Source organism: Massilia arenae, assembly GCF_008014745.1.
GTDB lineage: Bacteria > Pseudomonadota > Gammaproteobacteria > Burkholderiales > Burkholderiaceae_D > Telluria > Telluria arenae.
Genome location: NZ_VPFD01000007.1, coordinates 22,768 through 39,088, shown reverse-complemented (window position 1 = coordinate 39,088; position 16,321 = coordinate 22,768). Strand labels below are relative to the sequence as shown.

Below are 16,321 nucleotides of genomic sequence, written 5' to 3'. Positions count from 1 at the left end.
GATGAATGATGGACAGCCTGAACACGAGCGTAAGCACGAACGCGCCCAGCGCCGCGAGAACCCCGATCCGACCGAAGGCGAGCGCCCGTTCCCGAAACCGCTGATGGCGGTAGTGATCGGCCTGGTGGCCTGGGGCATCGGCTATATCTACGTCACCCAGAGCAACGACGACGCCGCCTTCGGCGACCACCGCACCCTGGCCACCCTGCAGGGACCGGCGCCGGGCGCCAAGGTCGACGGCGCCCAGATCTACAACGCCCAGTGCGTGGCCTGCCACCAGGCCAGCGGCCTGGGCCTGGCCGGCGTGTTCCCGCCGCTGGCGGAATCGGAATGGGTGACGGGCGATCCGAAGCGCCTGGCGCAGATCGTGCTGCACGGGGTCTCCGGCACCCTGACGGTGAAAGGCGCCGCCTACAACGGCATGATGCCGCCCTTCAAGGACAAGCTGGAGGACGCCGAGATGGCGGCCCTGCTGACCCATATCCGCAGCCAGTTCGGCAACCGCGCCGATGCGGTCGATGCGAAACTGGTCGCCGAGGCGCGCAGCGCCAGCGCCGATCGCACGGCGCCATGGAAGGGCGACGATGAACTCGCCTCGTTCAAATAGCACCGGTAGCCGCGCCACCCTGCTGGCCGTGCTGGCCATCTCCCTGGCCGGCAGCGCCGCCCTGTACTACGGCAGCAGCGGCTTTCGCGCGATCTCGACCGAGGCCGCGCGCCGCATCGAGGTGGCCGAACGTCCGCTGCGCTTGCCGCCGGCGACGCTGGGCGGCGCCGACGGCGCGGCGCGCCTGCTCGCCGACGAGCTGGCGCGCGACGGCCGCATCACCCTGGTCACCTTCATCTATGCGCGCTGCCAGTCGATCTGCCGCGTGGTCGGCACCGAGCTGCAGCAGATGCAGGACGAGATCCGCGCGCGCGGCGCGGCGGACAAGGTGCGCCTGGTGACGATCAGCTTCGATCCGCGCGACGATGCGCGCGCGCTGACCCAGTACGGCCGCATGATGAAAAGCGATCCGGACGTGTGGCGCCTGTACGGAATACCGAACGATGCCGAACGGCGCCGCCTGCTCGACGCCTTCGGCGTGATCGTGGTGCCGGCGCCGCTGGGCGAGTTCGAACACAATGCGGCCTTCCACGTGGTCGGCCGCGACGGGCGCCTGGTGCGCATCCTCGACTACACCGAGCCCGGCGCCGCGCTCGACGACGCGCTGGCGCGCGCCGCGGAAAGGACGTAGGCGATGACGCGCCTGATGCGCTGGAGCGGCCCCGCGCTGCTGGGGGTGTTGCTGGCCACCCGCGCGCCGCTGGAAGCATCGATGCTGCGTCATATGCTGGTGCAGCTGCCGTTGCTGGTGCTGTGCGGCGCGCTGCTGGGCCCCTCGCTGCGCCTGCCGCCGGGCCTGGCGCGCTGCGACCTCCATGGCCTGGCGACCTTCACCGCGACGGCCTTCGTCACCACCTACTGGATGATTCCGCGCGCGCTGGAACAGGCGCTGTTCGAACCGCTCGCGGCCGGCGCCAAGTTCGCCAGCCTGCTGCTGCTCGGCGCCGCCCTGCCGGGCGCCCTGCGCCGGGCCCACGTGGTGGTCCAGCTGTTTTATGTCGCCAATATCTGCGCCATGATGGCGATCGCCGGCATGCTGTACCGCGAACTGCCGCAACGCCTGTGCAACGCCTATTTGCTCGACGACCAGACCGTCACCGGCACCGCCCTCGTCGCACTGGCGCTGGCGCTGGGCGTGGCCTGGTGCATCGTCAACGCCCGCCATTTCGCCGACCCGCCGGAAAAGTCGTAGCGGCCACTCAGTGACCCGCAGCCTCAGCACGTCATTCCCGCGCAGGCGGGAATCCAAGGCTTCCGAGCAGTGGCAAGCGCCAAATTATGTGGTCAAGCACGCACACTTGGATTCCCGCCTGCGCGGGAATGACGTGCTTGGGCTGCGGGCTACCCGATGACGTGCTGCGGCTCAGTTATACGCGCTGCGGATGCCGCTGCCGGGACGGATCAGGCCGCGCTGGGTGGCGACCACCACCGCATGGGTGCGCGCGGTGGCGTCGAGCTTGCTCATCACGCCCTTCACATGGGTCTTGACGGTGCCGACGCCGATGCCCAGCTTGCGCGCGATCGACTTGTTGCAGCAGCCTTCGGCCAGCAGTTGCAGCACATCGGTCTCGCGGCCGGTCAGGTTCTCGCGGCTGAGGCTATCGGCCACGCTGCGCGTCACCGATTCGCTCAGGTAGCGCTGGCCCTGGGCCAGCGACGTGACCGCCTTGAGCAGCTCGTCCTGGCTGCACGACTGCAGCACATAGCCATGCACGCCCGCGTCCATCGCGAGGCGCACTTCCCATTCCTTGTCGAGCTGGGTAACGATCAGGACACTGGGTCGGCGCAGCCCCGCGTGCTCGGGCTGGCGCGCCAGCGCGAGGCCCGTGTCGTAGTCGGCGACCAGCACCCGCGCCACCTGCCGCGCCTCGGGCTGGCTCAGGTGGGTGCTGACGCGCCATTCGGGGCGGTCGGCGAGGATGGCGTGCAGGCCGGCGGTCATCACCGGATCGTTGTGGATGATATGAACGGCGGATGGAATGGTAGGCATGGTGTACTCCTGATTTAGCTGCGTCGGGCTCGCTACCCGTTCGTTCATATTGGAACGACAAGTTAAGTCCGGCAAGTTAATACATGTAAAAATTGCGCCGGCAGGTCCCCGGTCGGCGTCGGGTCGAATGCGTTATACTTGGCCGATCATGCGTCTGACCTCCTTCACCGATTACACGTTGCGCACGCTGCTGCATCTGGGCAGCAACCCCGGTCGCCTGGTGACGATCCAGGAGATCGCTGACCTGCACAGCATTTCTAAAAACCACCTCATGAAGGTGGTGAATGAACTCGCACGCAACGGCACCATCGAAACCATTCGCGGCCGCAACGGTGGTTTCCGCCTGGCACACGAACCGAAGGACATCAACGTCGGCGCCATCGTGCGCATGAGCGAGAGCGACTTCTACATGGCCGAGTGCTTTGACCCCAACGGCACGCCTTGCGGCCTGGTCAAGGCTTGCGGCCTGAAGAGCGTGCTGGGCAATGCCACCGCGGCCTATCTGGCCGAACTCGACCGCCACACCCTCGCTTCCCTGCTGCCCGAGCCGCGTCCGCGCGAAGTGCCGGTCACGGTGCACCGGCGCAAGGCCGCCTGAACCCTTAGAACCTATCCCGGTAGGTTCTTAGGCGGCGACCGCCCCGGCCTCGATCGCCGGATAGAATTCCCGGTCTTCGCGCCGGATGCGCTGGTACAGCTTGCGCAGCACCCGGTTCGCCTCTTGCCTGAACTGCTCCGGCGCCTTGACCAGCCGGCTGGCCAGGTTCCAGCGCCCGGCGAATGCCAGGTAGTCGGCGGCGATGTCACCCATCTCGTTCTGGTAAGACTGGCTCATGCGCGCCAGGCGCAGGTCGCCTTTCGCCAGCGCCGGATACAGCGTGTCGTTCTCGACCGCCAGGTGCAGCCGCACCACGCCGCTCATCGCCAGGATCTGCGCGGCGATCTCTTCCGCGTGCTCGGCCACGCCCTGCTGGCTGCTGGCGCGCAGGCGGTCGATGCCGTCGAGGATGTCGAGATGCTGGTGCTTGAATTTATCGATGTTCATGATCGCTTCCTTCGTCTGTCTACCGAGGCTTGTGCTCAGCAGTTAACCAAGTGTAATGCGATTTCCGTAAAGATGCAAACTCTATGCTTCTTTTGGCCCGCACTGCGTCCGGCCAGCCTTGCGGCCTGCCCTGGCCTCAGGCCGAATGGATGCGGCGTTCGTTCAACAAGGCCACGAAGCGCCGCGCCGCCAATCCTTGCGGACGGTTGTTGGCCCAGACCACGTCGACGAACAGCTTCATGATGTTGGTGAAATTGGCCGAAGGGATTTGCACCAGCTGACCATCCGCCAGCGGTGCACGCACGAAGCCGGCGGGTAGCCAGGCCCAGCCGAGGCCGGCGGTGACGAGGCTGAGCGCCGCGACCGGGTTGTCGGTCTTCCACTGCAGGCGCGACATGGCGATGCGCTTGTCGACCTGGTCGGCGTGGCGGCCAGCCATCACGATCTGGCGCTCGCCCAGCAGGTGCTGGTCGCGGATCGCGCCGGCCGGCACCCGCGCCAGCAAGGGGTGATCGGGCGCCAGCACCGCCACCAGGGTTTCGTGGGCCACTTCCTGGAAGCCCTCGCGCGGGTCCATGCCATAGCGTTCGAACACCAGCGCCAGGTCGGCGCGGCCATTCTGCAACATCGCCAGCGCATCGGCTTGCGCCGCGCTCAGGACGTTCACTTCCAGCAAGGGGAACGCGTCGGACAGCGCGCGCAAGGCATCATGCCAGGGTGCCGCGGCCATTAGCTCGGGCACCAGCACCAGGGTCAGCGAAGGTTCGAGGTCCTGACTCAGCGACAGCGCGTGCTGGTTCAGCAGCCGCAACTGTTCGACCAGCAGGCGCGCCTGCGGCAGCAAGGCCAGCGCGTGCGCGGTGGGACGCGGTTCGCGGCCGCTGCGATCGAACAGTTCCAGTCCGAGTTCGGCCTCCAGGTTGGCGATGGCCATGCTGACGGCGGACGGCACGCGCCCCAATGCGCGCGCAGCGGCGGAGAAAGAGCCGTGGTCGACGGCGGCGAGCAGGATGCGCAAGTGGTCGAGATCGAAAGCCATCTATCAATCATACTGATAGCTGCTGACTTTTTCCATCATCTCAATTCACATAAGATGTACTCATTGTCAGCGGTAAGGTCTGCCGTATTCATCCAAGGAGAGCATCATGGTGTGGTTGGTCTTGTTTCTGGCCGGTTTGTTTGAGATATGCTGGGCCGTCGGCCTGAAGTACACGGAAGGTTTCACCCGCCTGTGGCCGACGGTCGGCACCGTGGCGGCGATGGCGGTCAGCTTCGGCCTGCTGTCCCAGGCCATGAAGACGCTGCCGCTGGGTACGGCATATGCGATCTGGACCGGCATCGGCGCGGTCGGCACGGCCCTGGTCGGCATCGTCCTGTTCGGCGAATCGGCCAATCCGGCGCGCCTGGTCTGCATCGGCCTGATCGCGGCGGGCATCGTCGGCCTGAAGCTGGCGACGCCGGCTTGATATATTCTTGGGGCGTGTCGATTTCACGACATCCGATTCATCGCAGGGGCACGCCAGGCATCGCGCCTCGGCGCTCCCCACACAAGGAAAACGATAGGCCCCCACCGACCTCACACCTGCATATTCATGATGTCGTGATAAGCCGACACCAGTTTATTACGCACCTGCACCGTCGCCTGGAAGGCGATGCTCGATTTCTGCATCGCGACCATGGTGTCCGACAGGCTGACCGTGTCGTCGCCCATGGTAAAGCGCTTGCTGAGCGCCTGCGCCTCGGCCGAGCGGTCGCTCACGCCCTGCAAGGAATTGTGCAAGGCCTCCGCAAAGTCCAGCTTGACCGCGGACTTGCCGCCCACCGCGCTGGCACTGCCAAGGCCAGCGGGCGCAACCGGCCCCGCCGACTCCGGCTTGGTGGCCGCCGCCTTGAGCTGCTCCATCATGGCCTGGATGCGGCTGCTGTCGATGCCGCCGATACCGCCAATACTCATGTTACCCTCCTGCATGTTATTGCCTTGTAGAATCATCTACAAATGCACTCAGGAAAGCAGAATATCAGTGCAGGCGCCAATTTCACCCGTGAGTTAGGGCGGTAAACGCCCCCTATTTCGGGGTTTGAATGTTGCCCCCTGGCTCCATAATGCTGCCTGTTCCCACACATTCACCTGAATCCATCCAACATGGCTGCAACTGCGGAAGACCTTCTCGACACCACCCAGGGCCAGCCTCCGGCAGCGCCCCAGTCGTTTTTCCAGACGACCATGGGCAAGCGCGTCGCCATCGGCGGTGGCATCGCGCTCATCCTGGCGCTGATGATCGCTGTCTGGATGTGGAGCCAGGCGCCTGAATATCGCGTGCTGTTCTCGAACTACAGCGACCGCGACGGTGGGGCGATCACCGCATCGCTCGACCAGATGGGGGTGCAATACAAGTTTTCCGAAGGCGGCACCGCGATCCTGGTGCCGGCCGAGCAGATCCACGACCTGCGCCTGAAGCTGGCCGCGCAAGGCCTGCCGAAGGGCGGCAACGTCGGCTTCGAGCTGATGGAAAACCAGAAGCTGGGCGTGTCCCAGTTCCTGGAACAGGTCAACTACCAGCGTTCGCTCGAAGGCGAGCTGGCGCGTTCGATCCAGTCGCTGGGTTCGGTGAGCGCCGCGCGCGTCCACCTGGCGCTGCCGAAGCCGTCCGTGTTCGTGCGCGACCAGCAAAAACCGACCGCTTCGGTGCTGCTCAACCTGCAGCCGGGCCGCGCCCTCGACCAGGGCCAGGTCAGCGCCATCGTCCACCTGGTCGCCTCCAGCGTGCCTGAGCTGACCTTCGGCAACGTGACCGTGGTCGACCAGACCGGCGCCCTGCTGTCGGAACAGGCCGGCAAAGGCGCGGGCAACAAGATGCTCGACGCCACTCAGCTGAAATACGTGGACCAGGTCCAGGAAAACATCATCAAGCAGGTCGAAGCGATGATCAAGCCGCTGGTCGGCGAAGGCAATGTGCGCGCCCAGGCCACCGCCGAGATCGACTTCGCCCAGGTAGATACCGCGGCCGAGATCTACAAGCCGAACTCGCCGCCCGAGCCACAGGCAATCCGCAGCCAGCAGACCTCGGAAACGCAAGGCGCCGGCGCCGGCGCATCCGGCATCCCGGGCGCGCTGTCGAACCAGCCGCCGGGCGTGAACACCGCGCCGATCGATGGCGAAGCCCCGGCCGAAGCGCCTGCCCCTACCGGTCCGAGCACCAAGAATTCGACCACCAATTTCGAAGTCGACAAGACCATCCGCTACGAACAGCGTCCGATGGGCGGCGTCAAGCGCCTGACGGTCGGCGTGGTGGTCAACTACCGCCGCATCGTCGACCCGGCCACCGGCAAGGTCACCGTGCGTCCGCTGGCGGCCAACGAAGTGGCCCAGATCAATGAGTTGGTCAAGCAGGCAATGGGTTACAGCCAGGCACGCGGCGACACCCTGAACGTGACCAACGCACCGTTCGACGGTGTGGACAAGCCGGCCGAAGCAGTGGTAGAACCGGACTGGTGGCGTGACCCGGCAAATATGCCGCTGTTCAAGGACCTGGCCCGCTACGCTTTCGTGGCCGCAGTGATCGCCTTCCTGTACTTCCGCTTCCTGCGCCCGCTGCTGCGCCCGGCGATCAAGAAGTTCGACGAAGCGACCGCCGTGCCCGAAGAGCCGAAGGAAGAAGACAAGGTCGAAGGCGAGGAAGGCGAACAGGAAGCCGAGGCTGACGAAGAAGAGCTCGAGGAAGAAGAAAAGATTCGCCGTGACATGGGTTACCGCGCCAACCTGAAACTGGCGAAAGACCTGGCAAACCAGGATCCGCGCATCGTCGCAAACGTGATCAAAGCATGGTTGGGTTCAAATGAGTGATAAAGACAAGGACGGCACGAACAAGGCGGCAATCCTGATGCTGGCCCTGGGTGAAGCCGAAGCGGCCGAGGTGATGAAATTCCTCGGCCCGCGCGAAGTGCTCAAGCTGGGCGCCGCGATGGCGCAGATGAAGGCGGTGCAGCACGGCCAGGTGGTCACGGTGCTCGAAGAGTTCGTCGAAGAGACCAACCTCCACTCGACCGTCGGCCTCGATTCGGACGAGTACATCCGCCAGGTGCTGACCAAGGCCCTGGGCGACGACAAGGCAGCCGTCTTGCTGAACCGTATTCTCGGTGGCAAGGACGCGTCGGGCATCGAGAGCCTGAAGTGGATGGACTCGGTCTCGGTGGCCGAGCTGATCCGCAACGAGCACCCGCAGATCATCGCCACCATCCTGGTCCACCTCGAGCGCGACCAGGCTTGCGAAATTCTGGCAAACTTTACCGAACGACTGCGTAACGACGTCGTGCTGCGCATCGCCACGCTGGACGGCGTGCAGCCGGCCGCACTGCGCGAGCTGAACGACGTGCTGACCAAGCTGTTGTCGGGTAACGAACACATCAAGAAGTCCTCGCTGGGCGGCGTGCGCACCGCGGCCGAGATCCTGAACTTCATGAGCGGCGAACAAGAGTCGGCCGTGATGGACAATATCAAGAACTACGACAACGACATGGCGCAGAAGATCATGGACGAGATGTTCGTGTTCGACAACATCATCGACATCGACGATCGCGGCATCCAGTTGCTGTTGCGTGAAGTGCAGTCCGAGATGCTGATCATCGCCCTCAAGGGCGCTTCGCAGGATCTGCGCGAGAAGGTGTTCAAGAATATGTCGCAGCGTGCCAGCGAGATGATGCGCGAAGACCTGGAATCGAAGGGTCCCGTGCGCCTGTCCGAAGTAGAATCGCAGCAGAAACAGATCCTGCAGATCGTGCGTCGTCTGTCCGACGAAGGCCAGATCGTGCTGGGCGGTAAAGGTGAGGATTCGTTCGTCTGATGGCACTACCGAAAGAACAGCAGAGCGCCTACCAGCGCTGGGAAATGGCGTCGTTCGGCGACGATCGCCCCAGCACGCTCGCACGCCGCGCGGCCGAAGCCGCCGTGGCCACGCCCCCTGCTGACAGCAGCCCCGCCCTGCCGCCCGGATTCAACCTGCCGAGCGTCGAGGAACTGGAAGCGATGCGCGAAGCGGCGCGCCAGGAAGGTTACGCGCAAGGGCTGGAAGAAGGCCGCGCCCAGGGCCATCAGGAGGGCCATGCGCAGGGTTATGCCGAAGGCGCCGAGGCCGGCCAGCGCGAAGCCGCGACCGAGCTGGAGCAGCTGCGCCAGGTGGCCGCCGGCTTCAGCGACGCCATCGCCCAGGCCGACGAGACCATCGCCCGCGACGTGCTCGAACTGGCCCTGCGCCTGGCGCGCGGCATGGTGCGCACCGGTTTCGACGTGCGTCCCGAACTCATCCTGTCGGTGGTGCGCGACGCCATCGACCAGCTGCCCGTGCTGCAACAGCCGGCCGTGCTCACCCTGAACCCGCAGGACGCCGAACTGGTGCGCCATGGCATGGCCGAGGAATTGACGAAAGGCGGCTGGCGCATCGTCGAGAACGGTTCCATCGCACGCGGCGGTTGCAAGGTCGAGACCGCCACCAATCAGATCGACGCGCAGGCCATGGCCCGCTGGAATCGCCTGACCCATGCGCTGGGCGCCAACGTCGAATGGCTGGGCGACTGATGGACGAGCACCAGCATCACCAGGAAGGCACGGGCAGCAGCGACCCGCACACGGGGCGCTGGAAGTCCTTCCTGCGCGATTGCGACACCCTGGTCAGCTTCGCCGATCCGATGCAGGTGTCGGGCCGCGTCACGCGCGTGGCCGGACTGGTGATGGAATGCGTCGGGCTGCGCCTCGCGGTGGGCGCCGCCGCCACGATCCCCACCGCCAGCGGCTTCATCGAGGCCGAAGTGGTCGGTTTCGAGGGCGAGCGCCTGTTCCTGATGCCGCAAAGCGATACCGAGGGCGTGGTGCCCGGTTCGCGCGTGTTCCCGGTCGAGAGCGTGCTGCCGCCGCCGGGCACCGTGCCGCACGGACGCCGGCGTCCGCAAGACCGCGCGCGCCACCTGCCGGTCGGCATGCAGCTGCTGGGCCGCGTGGTCGATGGCGCCGGCCGGCCGCTCGACGGCCTCGGCCCGCTCAACACGACCGAGGTGGGCCCGCTCAATGCGCGGCCGGTCAATCCGCTCGACCGCGCGCCGATCAAGGACACGCTCGACGTCGGCGTGCGCGCCATCAATGCGATGCTCACCGTCGGCCGTGGCCAGCGCCTGGGCCTGTTCGCGGGCACCGGCGTCGGCAAATCGGTGCTGCTGGGGATGATCGCGCGCTATACCGAAGCCGACGTCATCGTGGTCGGCCTCATCGGCGAACGTGGCCGCGAGGTCAAGGAATTCATCGACCAGATCCTGGGCCCCGAAGGCCGCGCGCGCTCGGCCGTCGTGGCGGCCCCGGCCGACTCGCCGCCATTGTTGCGCCTGCAAGGGGCGGCCTACGCCACGGCGATCGCCGAGCACTTCCGCGACCAGGGCAAGAACGTGATGCTGATCATGGATTCGCTGACCCGTTACGCCATGGCGCAGCGCGAGATCGCGCTGGCGATCGGCGAGCCGCCGGCCACCAAGGGTTATCCACCATCGGTGTTTGCAAAATTGCCGGTGCTGGTCGAGCGCGCCGGCAACGGCCTGGAAGGTGGCGGTTCGATCACGGCCTTCTATACCGTGCTGTCCGAGGGCGACGATCAACAAGATCCGATCGCCGATGCGGCGCGCGGTATTCTCGACGGCCACATCGTGCTCAATCGCCACCTGGCCGAGGCCGGGCATTATCCGGCGATCGACATCGAGCAGTCGATTTCGCGGGCGATGCACTCGATCACGACCCACGAACACCAGTTGGCGGCGCGCAAGCTCAAACAACTGTATTCACGCTATCAACGCTCGCGCGACCTGATCAATGTCGGCGCCTATGCCGCCGGCAGCGATCCGGTGCTCGACCAGGCCATCGCGAAGAATGGGGTCATCGAGGAATTCCTGTGCCAGGAAATCCACGACAACGCCACGCTTCCCCAGAGCTTGGGGCAACTTTCCTCGCTATTCAACTGATTGGCGAGAATTGCTCAGCGGTAGAATCGCAGCACCATGGCCCAACTATCCGCACTTGAAACACTGATCGACCTGGCGCAGAAGGATTCCGATGCTGCCGCCAAGCGCCTGGGCGCGGCCAATAAACTGGTCGAGGAAGCCGAACAGAAGCTGGAAATGCTGGTCGGCTACCGCGACGAATATGCGCGCAAGCTGGATGCGGCCCAGGTGGCCGGCATCACGCCGTTCGCGTACCACAACTTCGTTGCCTTTATTGGCAAGCTGGACAATGCCTTGAATGGCCAGCGCGACGTGTTGAAGCATGCAATATTCAAGGCAGACACCGAGCGCAAGACCTTGCAGGAAAGCGAACGCAAGCGCTTGTCGTATCGCACGCTGAACGAACGTGCCGCGAGCGAGGCGCTCAAGGTGCAGAACAAGCGCGACCAGAAACAGATGGACGACCACGCGGCGCGTGGCGCCCGCTACAAACAACGCTGAGCCAAACATGACGACGCAGACCACGAATCTCCTGTTCCAGACCACGGGCGCCAATGCCGCCGCGCCACGCAACCCGAGTCAGGACCGGCTGGCCGACAGCGCACGCAACAATGGCGCCGGCGCCTTCGGCGCCACCCTGTCGCGCGAACTGGCGGCGCGCCAGCAGGCGCCGCAGCCACAGGCACCGACTCCGGCGGCCCAGCAGTCCAGGCCGGCCGCGCAGCAGCAGTCGAAACCGAACGCCGCCGACAAGCCCGCCAACCGCGAGCCGGTGCGCGAGCAGGCCAGGGCCGGCGCCAGGCCGGCCAGCCACGAAGGCGATGCGAAGACCGCGAAGACCGCGTCCGCCGAGGGCAAGGAAGAATCCGGGGCAGCCGAAGGTGCGGCCGAGGCCGCCGAGGCAGCCGCTGCGGCCACGACGCCGGTCACCGACATGCTGGCCTTCATGGCCAGCCTGACCAGGCCCGCTGCGGCCGACGCCGCAGCCGTGCCAACCGATGCTGCGGCGGCCGACGCCGGCGACCAGCAATTGAAGGCTTTGGCAAGCGCGCTGGAGAACATGACCGGCGCAGCTACCGCCGCGGGCGATGACGCCGCGGCCGGCGCCGGCGCCGCCGCCGTCACCGACGAGCTCGGCAAGGGCGTCACGCTGGCCACCGGCGTGCAGCGCGCCCCGGTCGACCCGAACGCGCCCCAGGCCCAGGCCGGCGCCCTGCCGGAAGGCCAGCAAGATGCCGCCCAGTTCCAGACCCAGTTGCGCGACAGCCAGCAGCAGCTGGCGACAAGCGTCGAGGAAGCCCCGGCCCCGCTGGCCCAGCTGCAGGCCCAGGCCGCCAAGATGGCGGATGCGGTCGGCAACCCGGCCGCAGTGCCGGGCGACCGCATCCCGGCCCGGGTGGGCAGCCAGGCCTGGGACAACCAGGTCAGCCAGCGCATCGTCTACATGGTCGGCAAGGAACAGGCCGCCACCCTGACGCTGAATCCGCCCGATCTGGGTCCGGTCCAGATCGTGCTCAATGTGAGCAACGACCAGGCCACCGTGGCGTTCTCGGCCGAGCAGCTGGAAGTGCGCCAGGCCCTGGAAAACGCCCTCCCGCGCCTGCGCGAGATGATGAGTGAAAGCGGCATCGCCCTGAATAACGCGACGGTCGACGCCGGCGCACGCCAGCAGCAGGATGAGCAACGCCGTACGCCGGGCGGCGCGGGCGGCAATGGCAACCTGGCCGGCGCCGGCACTGGCGACGAGGGCGAGGCAGCGTTGAACGAAGTTGCGCCGCGTACCCGCACCGTTGGGCTGGGCGAGCGTGGGATGGTCGATCTGTTCGCCTGATCCCGGCCACCTACTCAAACACGTCGTTAGCTTAAGCACGTCGTTCCCGCGCAGGCGGGAACCTAAGTTCCTCAGCACCGCCGCACCATTCACCACAGTCGGTTCGCATGCACACTTGGGTTCCCGCCTCCGCGGGAACGACGGTCTTAAGGGTAACATTCGAATAAGCCCGACCATAAATCACCCGCCCTTTTACTTTCCGTCATCGCGCGTCTGCAACAATTCCGGATTTACTGCCTCTTCCCCCCTCTTTTCTAGGCTTGCCCGGGTGCATCTTTCCGCGACAATGCCATAATGTTGAATCCCTTTAACCAGCACTGAAGACCTATTTTGAAAGCGAATCCGAAAATGAAGGCTGATCCGAAAGCGGACACGGCAGCAGCGGCGCCGGCCGGCTCGAAGAAAAAGCTCATCATCATGATCCTCGCCGCTGTTCTCATGCTTGGCGCGGGCGTCGGCGGCGGCTGGTATTTCAGCCAGTCCTCGGCCGCCCATGGCGAAGAAGAAGCCCCGGCCAAGGAAACCAAGAAAAAGAAAAAGAAAGACCCTGCCGTTAAACCGGAATATGTGCCGATCGAGGCATTCACCGTCAATCTGCAGCCGGAAAACGGCGAGCAGTATTTGCAGGTACAGTTCACCCTGCAAGTCGAGGGCGCGGAACAGTCGACCCTGGTGAAGGATAATATGGCGATCGTGCGCAATCGCGTGCTGCTCCTGTTGTCGAGCAAAAAAGCGTCCGAAATCAATACGGTGGAGGGCAAGCAGCAATTGGCGTCCGAAATCCAGGCGGCGATCACCGAACCGTTTGAAAAACAGGGCGACGAACAGGAAGTGTCCGACGTATTATTCACCTCGTTCATCATTCAGTAATTTCGAAGAAACATGGCCGATAATTTCCTCTCACAGGAAGAAGTCGATGCCCTCTTAAAAGGGGTCAACGGCGATCAGGACGACATTGCGGCGCCTGAAGACACCTCGGGGGTACGCACCTATAACCTGGCAACGCAGGAGCGCATCGTGCGCGGCCGCATGCCGACGCTCGAGATCATCAACGAGCGTTTCGCCAGGTATCTGCGGGTCGGCCTGTTCAACTTCCTGCGCCGCAGCGCCGAAGTCTCGGTGGGCTCGGTGCGGGTCTCCAAGTACAGCGAATTCATCCGCAACCTGGTGGTCCCGACCAACCTCAACCTGATCCACATGAAGCCGCTGCGCGGCACCGCCCTGATGGTGTTCGATCCGGGCCTGGTGTTCCTGCTGGTGGACAACCTGTTCGGCGGCGACGGGCGCTTCCACACCCGCGTCGAGGGCCGCGACTTTACCCAGACCGAGCAACGCATCATCATGCGCATCCTCGACATCGTGTTCGAGGCCTACGGCAAGTCGTGGGAGCCGGTGTACCCGATCGAGTTCGAGTACATCCGCTCCGAGATGAACACGCAGTTCGCCAACATCGCGACCCCGAACGAAGTCGTGGTGTCCTGCACCTTCACGGTCGAGCTGGGCTCGGTGTCGGGCCAGATCCACTTCTGCATGCCCTACTCGATGATCGAGCCGATCCGCGATGCGCTGACCTCGAGCATCCAGGGCGAGGCGCTGGAAGTCGACAAGCGCTGGGTGCGCCTGCTGACGCAGCAGATCCAGGTCGCCGAGGTCGAGCTGGTTGCGGTGCTGGGCAACGGCAAGGCGAACTTCGATGAGATCCTGAACATGAAGATCGGCGACGTGATCCCGATCGTGGTGCCGGAAATGCTGCAGGCCACGGTCGACGGCGTGCCGGTGATGGATTGCAGCTACGGCGTGCACAACGGGCAATATGCGCTGAAGGTCGAGAAGCTGCTCGCGAACAGCGACACCTTCAGCAAGTAATCGATATGATTGGCCAGGCGCAGGGCGCCGGCCGGGGCAAGATAGAAGCAATACAGGAGAACACCATGTCGGACAACCAGGAAGACCAGGACCACATCGACGACGATTGGGGCGCGGCGATCGCCGAGCAGGCCGCGGCCGAAGCCGCGGCGCTCGAACGCCAGCAACAGCAGGCGACCGCCCCGGCCGCGGCTGCCGCCGTGTTCAAGGATTTCTCGAACAAGGGCGCGCGCAACGAGACGCCGAACGACATCGACTTCATCCTCGACATCCCGGTGCAACTGACGGTGGAACTGGGCCGCACCAAGATCGCCATCAAGAACCTGCTGCAACTGGCGCAGGGCTCGGTGGTCGAGCTGGACGGCCTGGCCGGCGAGCCGATGGACGTGCTGGTCAACGGCTGCCTGATCGCCCAGGGCGAGGTGGTGGTCGTGAATGACAAGTTCGGGATCCGACTCACTGATATCATCACGCCATCTGAACGGATTCGCAAACTGAATAAATGACCCCGCGCCGCGCCCCTGTCTTTGATTGCATACGAGTCATCACCGCCTCGTTATTGCTCGCACCTTGCCTGGCCTTCGCCCAGCAAGCCACCGACACCACATCAAAGCCAGCGACGCCGGCCAGCATGGCCGGCACCTCGACCGCACCGGCCCCGGCCGCCCACGAGGATGCCGAAACCCCTCGCCGGCCCGGCGAAACCACCACCGGCCGCCCACCGGCGCCGGCGGTCCCGGCCCCGGCCACCACACCCGCCGCGAAAGCCCCGCCGACCGCCCCGCTCCCCGGCGATGGCGCCGCGACGATTGACACCACCCCGCCGGTCTCTACCGCGCCCGTGTCGCCGACCTCCACCGCACCGCTGAGCGAAGCGCCGCGCGTTTCCATGCCCACGTCGATGCCCACCTCGTCCACCGCCAGCCCCGGCGCCGGAGGCCTGCTCAAGACCATCATGGCCCTGATGCTGGTGCTCGGCCTGCTGGCCGGCCTGGCCTGGCTGATGAAGCGCTACGGCCCCAAGATGAGCGGCGGCAGCGCCAACCTGCGCGTGGTCGGCGCCCTGAACCTGGGCGGACGCGAACGCATCATGGTCGTCGAAGTCGGCGACCAGTGGATCGTGGTCGGCGCCGCGCCGGGCCGCGTCAACGCCCTGCACACCATGCCGCGCCAGGAAGCGGACCTGACGCCGGCCGCCGCCCACGGCGCCATCCCGGCGAATAACTTCTCCGAATGGCTCAAGAAGACGATCGACAAACGCAATGCGAGTTAAATACTTCCTGTTGGCCGGCGCACTGGCCCTGCCGCTGATCGCGGCGGCCCAGCCCGGCATCCCGGCATTCCAGAGCAGCCCGGCGGCGGGCGGCGGCACCTCGTACTCGCTGCCGGTCCAGACCCTGCTGCTGCTGACCTCCCTCACCTTCCTGCCAGCCGCGCTGCTGATGATGACGGCGTTCACCCGCATCATCATCGTGCTGTCGCTGCTGCGCCAGGCGCTGGGCACGCAAACCGCGCCGCCGAACCAGGTGATGGTGGGACTGGCGCTGTTCCTGACCTTCTTCGTGATGGGGCCGACCTTCGACCGCATCTACAGCGAGGCCTATCTGCCGCTGCAGCGCAACGAGATCCAGATGACCGACGCGATGAACCGCGGCGCGGTGCCGCTCAAGGAATTCATGGTCAAGCAAACGCGCCAGTCCGACCTGGCGCTGTTCGTCAAGATCTCGCGCTCGGAGGCGCTGCAGGGACCGGAGGACATTCCGCTGCGGGTCCTGATCCCGGCCTTCGTCACCAGCGAACTCAAGACGGCGTTCCAGATCGGCTTCGCCATCTTCATACCGTTCCTGATCATCGACATGGTGGTGGCGTCGGTTCTGATGGCGATGGGTATGATGATGATGTCTCCCGCCGTCATCGCCCTGCCGTTCAAGCTGATGCTGTTCGTGCTGGTCGACGGCTGGCAGTTACTGCTGGGCTCGCTGTCCCAGAGTTTCTACTGAGGACGCG

At 65.3% G+C, this 16,321-nt stretch carries 20 protein-coding genes; 16 read left to right on the top strand and 4 right to left on the bottom strand.

From position 1 onward, the window contains the following. Position 1 precedes the first annotated feature (1 nt). From FVD38_RS08395 to FVD38_RS08385, 3 genes are read left to right on the top strand one after another with little or no spacing between them, the layout of a single operon-like run. A complete protein-coding gene (locus FVD38_RS08395) occupies positions 2–607 on the top strand; it encodes a c-type cytochrome (protein ID WP_147934495.1) in 606 nt (201 codons plus the stop codon). Beyond that, positions 585–1,238, top strand: coding sequence for an SCO family protein (locus FVD38_RS08390; RefSeq protein WP_187271519.1), 654 nt, complete (start codon positions 585–587; stop codon positions 1,236–1,238). The genes FVD38_RS08395 and FVD38_RS08390 overlap by 23 nt, the downstream gene beginning before the upstream one ends. 3 nt (positions 1,239–1,241) lie before the next feature. Continuing rightward, positions 1,242–1,799, top strand: coding sequence for a hypothetical protein (locus tag FVD38_RS08385; protein ID WP_147934395.1), 558 nt, complete (start codon positions 1,242–1,244; stop codon positions 1,797–1,799). Between the two features lie 171 nt (positions 1,800–1,970). On the opposite strand, the gene FVD38_RS08380 is transcribed toward FVD38_RS08385, so the two are convergent. Further along, the gene (locus tag FVD38_RS08380; protein ID WP_123070717.1) at positions 1,971–2,597 is read right to left on the bottom strand and encodes a response regulator transcription factor; all 627 of its coding nucleotides are present in this window, start codon (positions 2,595–2,597) and stop codon (positions 1,971–1,973) included. Positions 2,598–2,745: 148 nt separating this feature from the next. On the opposite strand from FVD38_RS08380, the gene FVD38_RS08375 reads away from it, so the two are divergent. Next, positions 2,746–3,195, top strand: a complete 450-nt coding sequence (locus FVD38_RS08375; protein WP_147934394.1) for an RrF2 family transcriptional regulator — start codon at positions 2,746–2,748, stop codon at positions 3,193–3,195. A gap of 27 nt (positions 3,196–3,222) precedes the next feature. On the opposite strand, the gene FVD38_RS08370 is transcribed toward FVD38_RS08375, so the two are convergent. Together FVD38_RS08370 and FVD38_RS08365 are read right to left on the bottom strand one after the other, a co-directional pair. Further along, positions 3,223–3,642 (bottom strand): hemerythrin domain-containing protein, encoded by a 420-nt coding sequence (locus FVD38_RS08370; protein ID WP_123070716.1) that lies wholly within the window; start codon positions 3,640–3,642, stop codon positions 3,223–3,225. A gap of 136 nt (positions 3,643–3,778) precedes the next feature. Continuing rightward, a complete protein-coding gene (locus FVD38_RS08365; protein ID WP_147934393.1) occupies positions 3,779–4,681 on the bottom strand; it encodes a LysR family transcriptional regulator in 903 nt (300 codons plus the stop codon). A 106-nt stretch (positions 4,682–4,787) separates the two neighbouring features. Here FVD38_RS08365 and sugE point away from each other — a divergent pair, with 106 nt between their 5' ends. Beyond that, positions 4,788–5,108, top strand: coding sequence for a quaternary ammonium compound efflux SMR transporter SugE (gene sugE, locus FVD38_RS08360; RefSeq protein WP_147934392.1), 321 nt, complete (start codon positions 4,788–4,790; stop codon positions 5,106–5,108). A gap of 110 nt (positions 5,109–5,218) precedes the next feature. Here the strand turns inward: sugE and fliE are convergent, their stop codons facing one another. Beyond that, the gene (gene fliE / locus FVD38_RS08355) at positions 5,219–5,596 is read right to left on the bottom strand and encodes a flagellar hook-basal body complex protein FliE (RefSeq protein WP_147934391.1); all 378 of its coding nucleotides are present in this window, start codon (positions 5,594–5,596) and stop codon (positions 5,219–5,221) included. Positions 5,597–5,785: 189 nt separating this feature from the next. Between fliE and fliF the strand changes: the two genes are divergently transcribed. From fliF to fliP, 11 genes are all read left to right on the top strand, one after another. Beyond that, a complete protein-coding gene (gene fliF / locus FVD38_RS08350) occupies positions 5,786–7,486 on the top strand; it encodes a flagellar basal-body MS-ring/collar protein FliF (RefSeq protein WP_147934390.1) in 1,701 nt (566 codons plus the stop codon). Then, positions 7,479–8,483: a flagellar motor switch protein FliG gene (gene fliG / locus FVD38_RS08345; RefSeq protein WP_147934389.1), complete on the top strand. Its 1,005-nt coding sequence runs from the start codon at positions 7,479–7,481 to the stop codon at positions 8,481–8,483. The genes fliF and fliG overlap by 8 nt, the downstream gene beginning before the upstream one ends. Further along, a complete protein-coding gene (gene fliH / locus FVD38_RS08340; RefSeq protein WP_147934388.1) occupies positions 8,483–9,214 on the top strand; it encodes a flagellar assembly protein FliH in 732 nt (243 codons plus the stop codon). Before fliG ends, fliH begins: the two co-directional genes overlap by 1 nt. After that, a complete protein-coding gene (fliI, locus tag FVD38_RS08335; RefSeq protein WP_370660631.1) occupies positions 9,199–10,638 on the top strand; it encodes a flagellar protein export ATPase FliI in 1,440 nt (479 codons plus the stop codon). The genes fliH and fliI overlap by 16 nt, the downstream gene beginning before the upstream one ends. A gap of 36 nt (positions 10,639–10,674) precedes the next feature. Continuing rightward, positions 10,675–11,118 carry a flagellar export protein FliJ gene (fliJ, locus tag FVD38_RS08330; protein ID WP_123070708.1) on the top strand — a complete coding sequence of 148 codons (444 nt, stop codon included), beginning with the start codon at positions 10,675–10,677 and terminating at the stop codon, positions 11,116–11,118. Positions 11,119–11,125: 7 nt separating this feature from the next. Beyond that, positions 11,126–12,448: a flagellar hook-length control protein FliK gene (locus FVD38_RS08325; RefSeq protein ID WP_147934386.1), complete on the top strand. Its 1,323-nt coding sequence runs from the start codon at positions 11,126–11,128 to the stop codon at positions 12,446–12,448. A 348-nt stretch (positions 12,449–12,796) separates the two neighbouring features. Then, positions 12,797–13,318, top strand: coding sequence for a flagellar basal body-associated protein FliL (fliL, locus tag FVD38_RS08320; protein ID WP_147934385.1), 522 nt, complete (start codon positions 12,797–12,799; stop codon positions 13,316–13,318). 12 nt (positions 13,319–13,330) lie between these two features. Then, positions 13,331–14,314 carry a flagellar motor switch protein FliM gene (gene fliM / locus FVD38_RS08315; protein WP_147934384.1) on the top strand — a complete coding sequence of 328 codons (984 nt, stop codon included), beginning with the start codon at positions 13,331–13,333 and terminating at the stop codon, positions 14,312–14,314. A gap of 65 nt (positions 14,315–14,379) precedes the next feature. After that, positions 14,380–14,820 (top strand): flagellar motor switch protein FliN, encoded by a 441-nt coding sequence (fliN, locus tag FVD38_RS08310; RefSeq protein WP_123067746.1) that lies wholly within the window; start codon positions 14,380–14,382, stop codon positions 14,818–14,820. Between the two features lie 53 nt (positions 14,821–14,873). Next, positions 14,874–15,587, top strand: a complete 714-nt coding sequence (gene fliO / locus FVD38_RS26805) for a flagellar biosynthetic protein FliO (RefSeq protein ID WP_229493514.1) — start codon at positions 14,874–14,876, stop codon at positions 15,585–15,587. After that, on the top strand, positions 15,577–16,314 hold the full coding sequence (gene fliP / locus FVD38_RS08300) for a flagellar type III secretion system pore protein FliP (RefSeq protein WP_147934383.1): 738 nt from the start codon (positions 15,577–15,579) through the stop codon (positions 16,312–16,314). The genes fliO and fliP overlap by 11 nt, the downstream gene beginning before the upstream one ends. Positions 16,315–16,321: the final 7 nt, after the last annotated feature.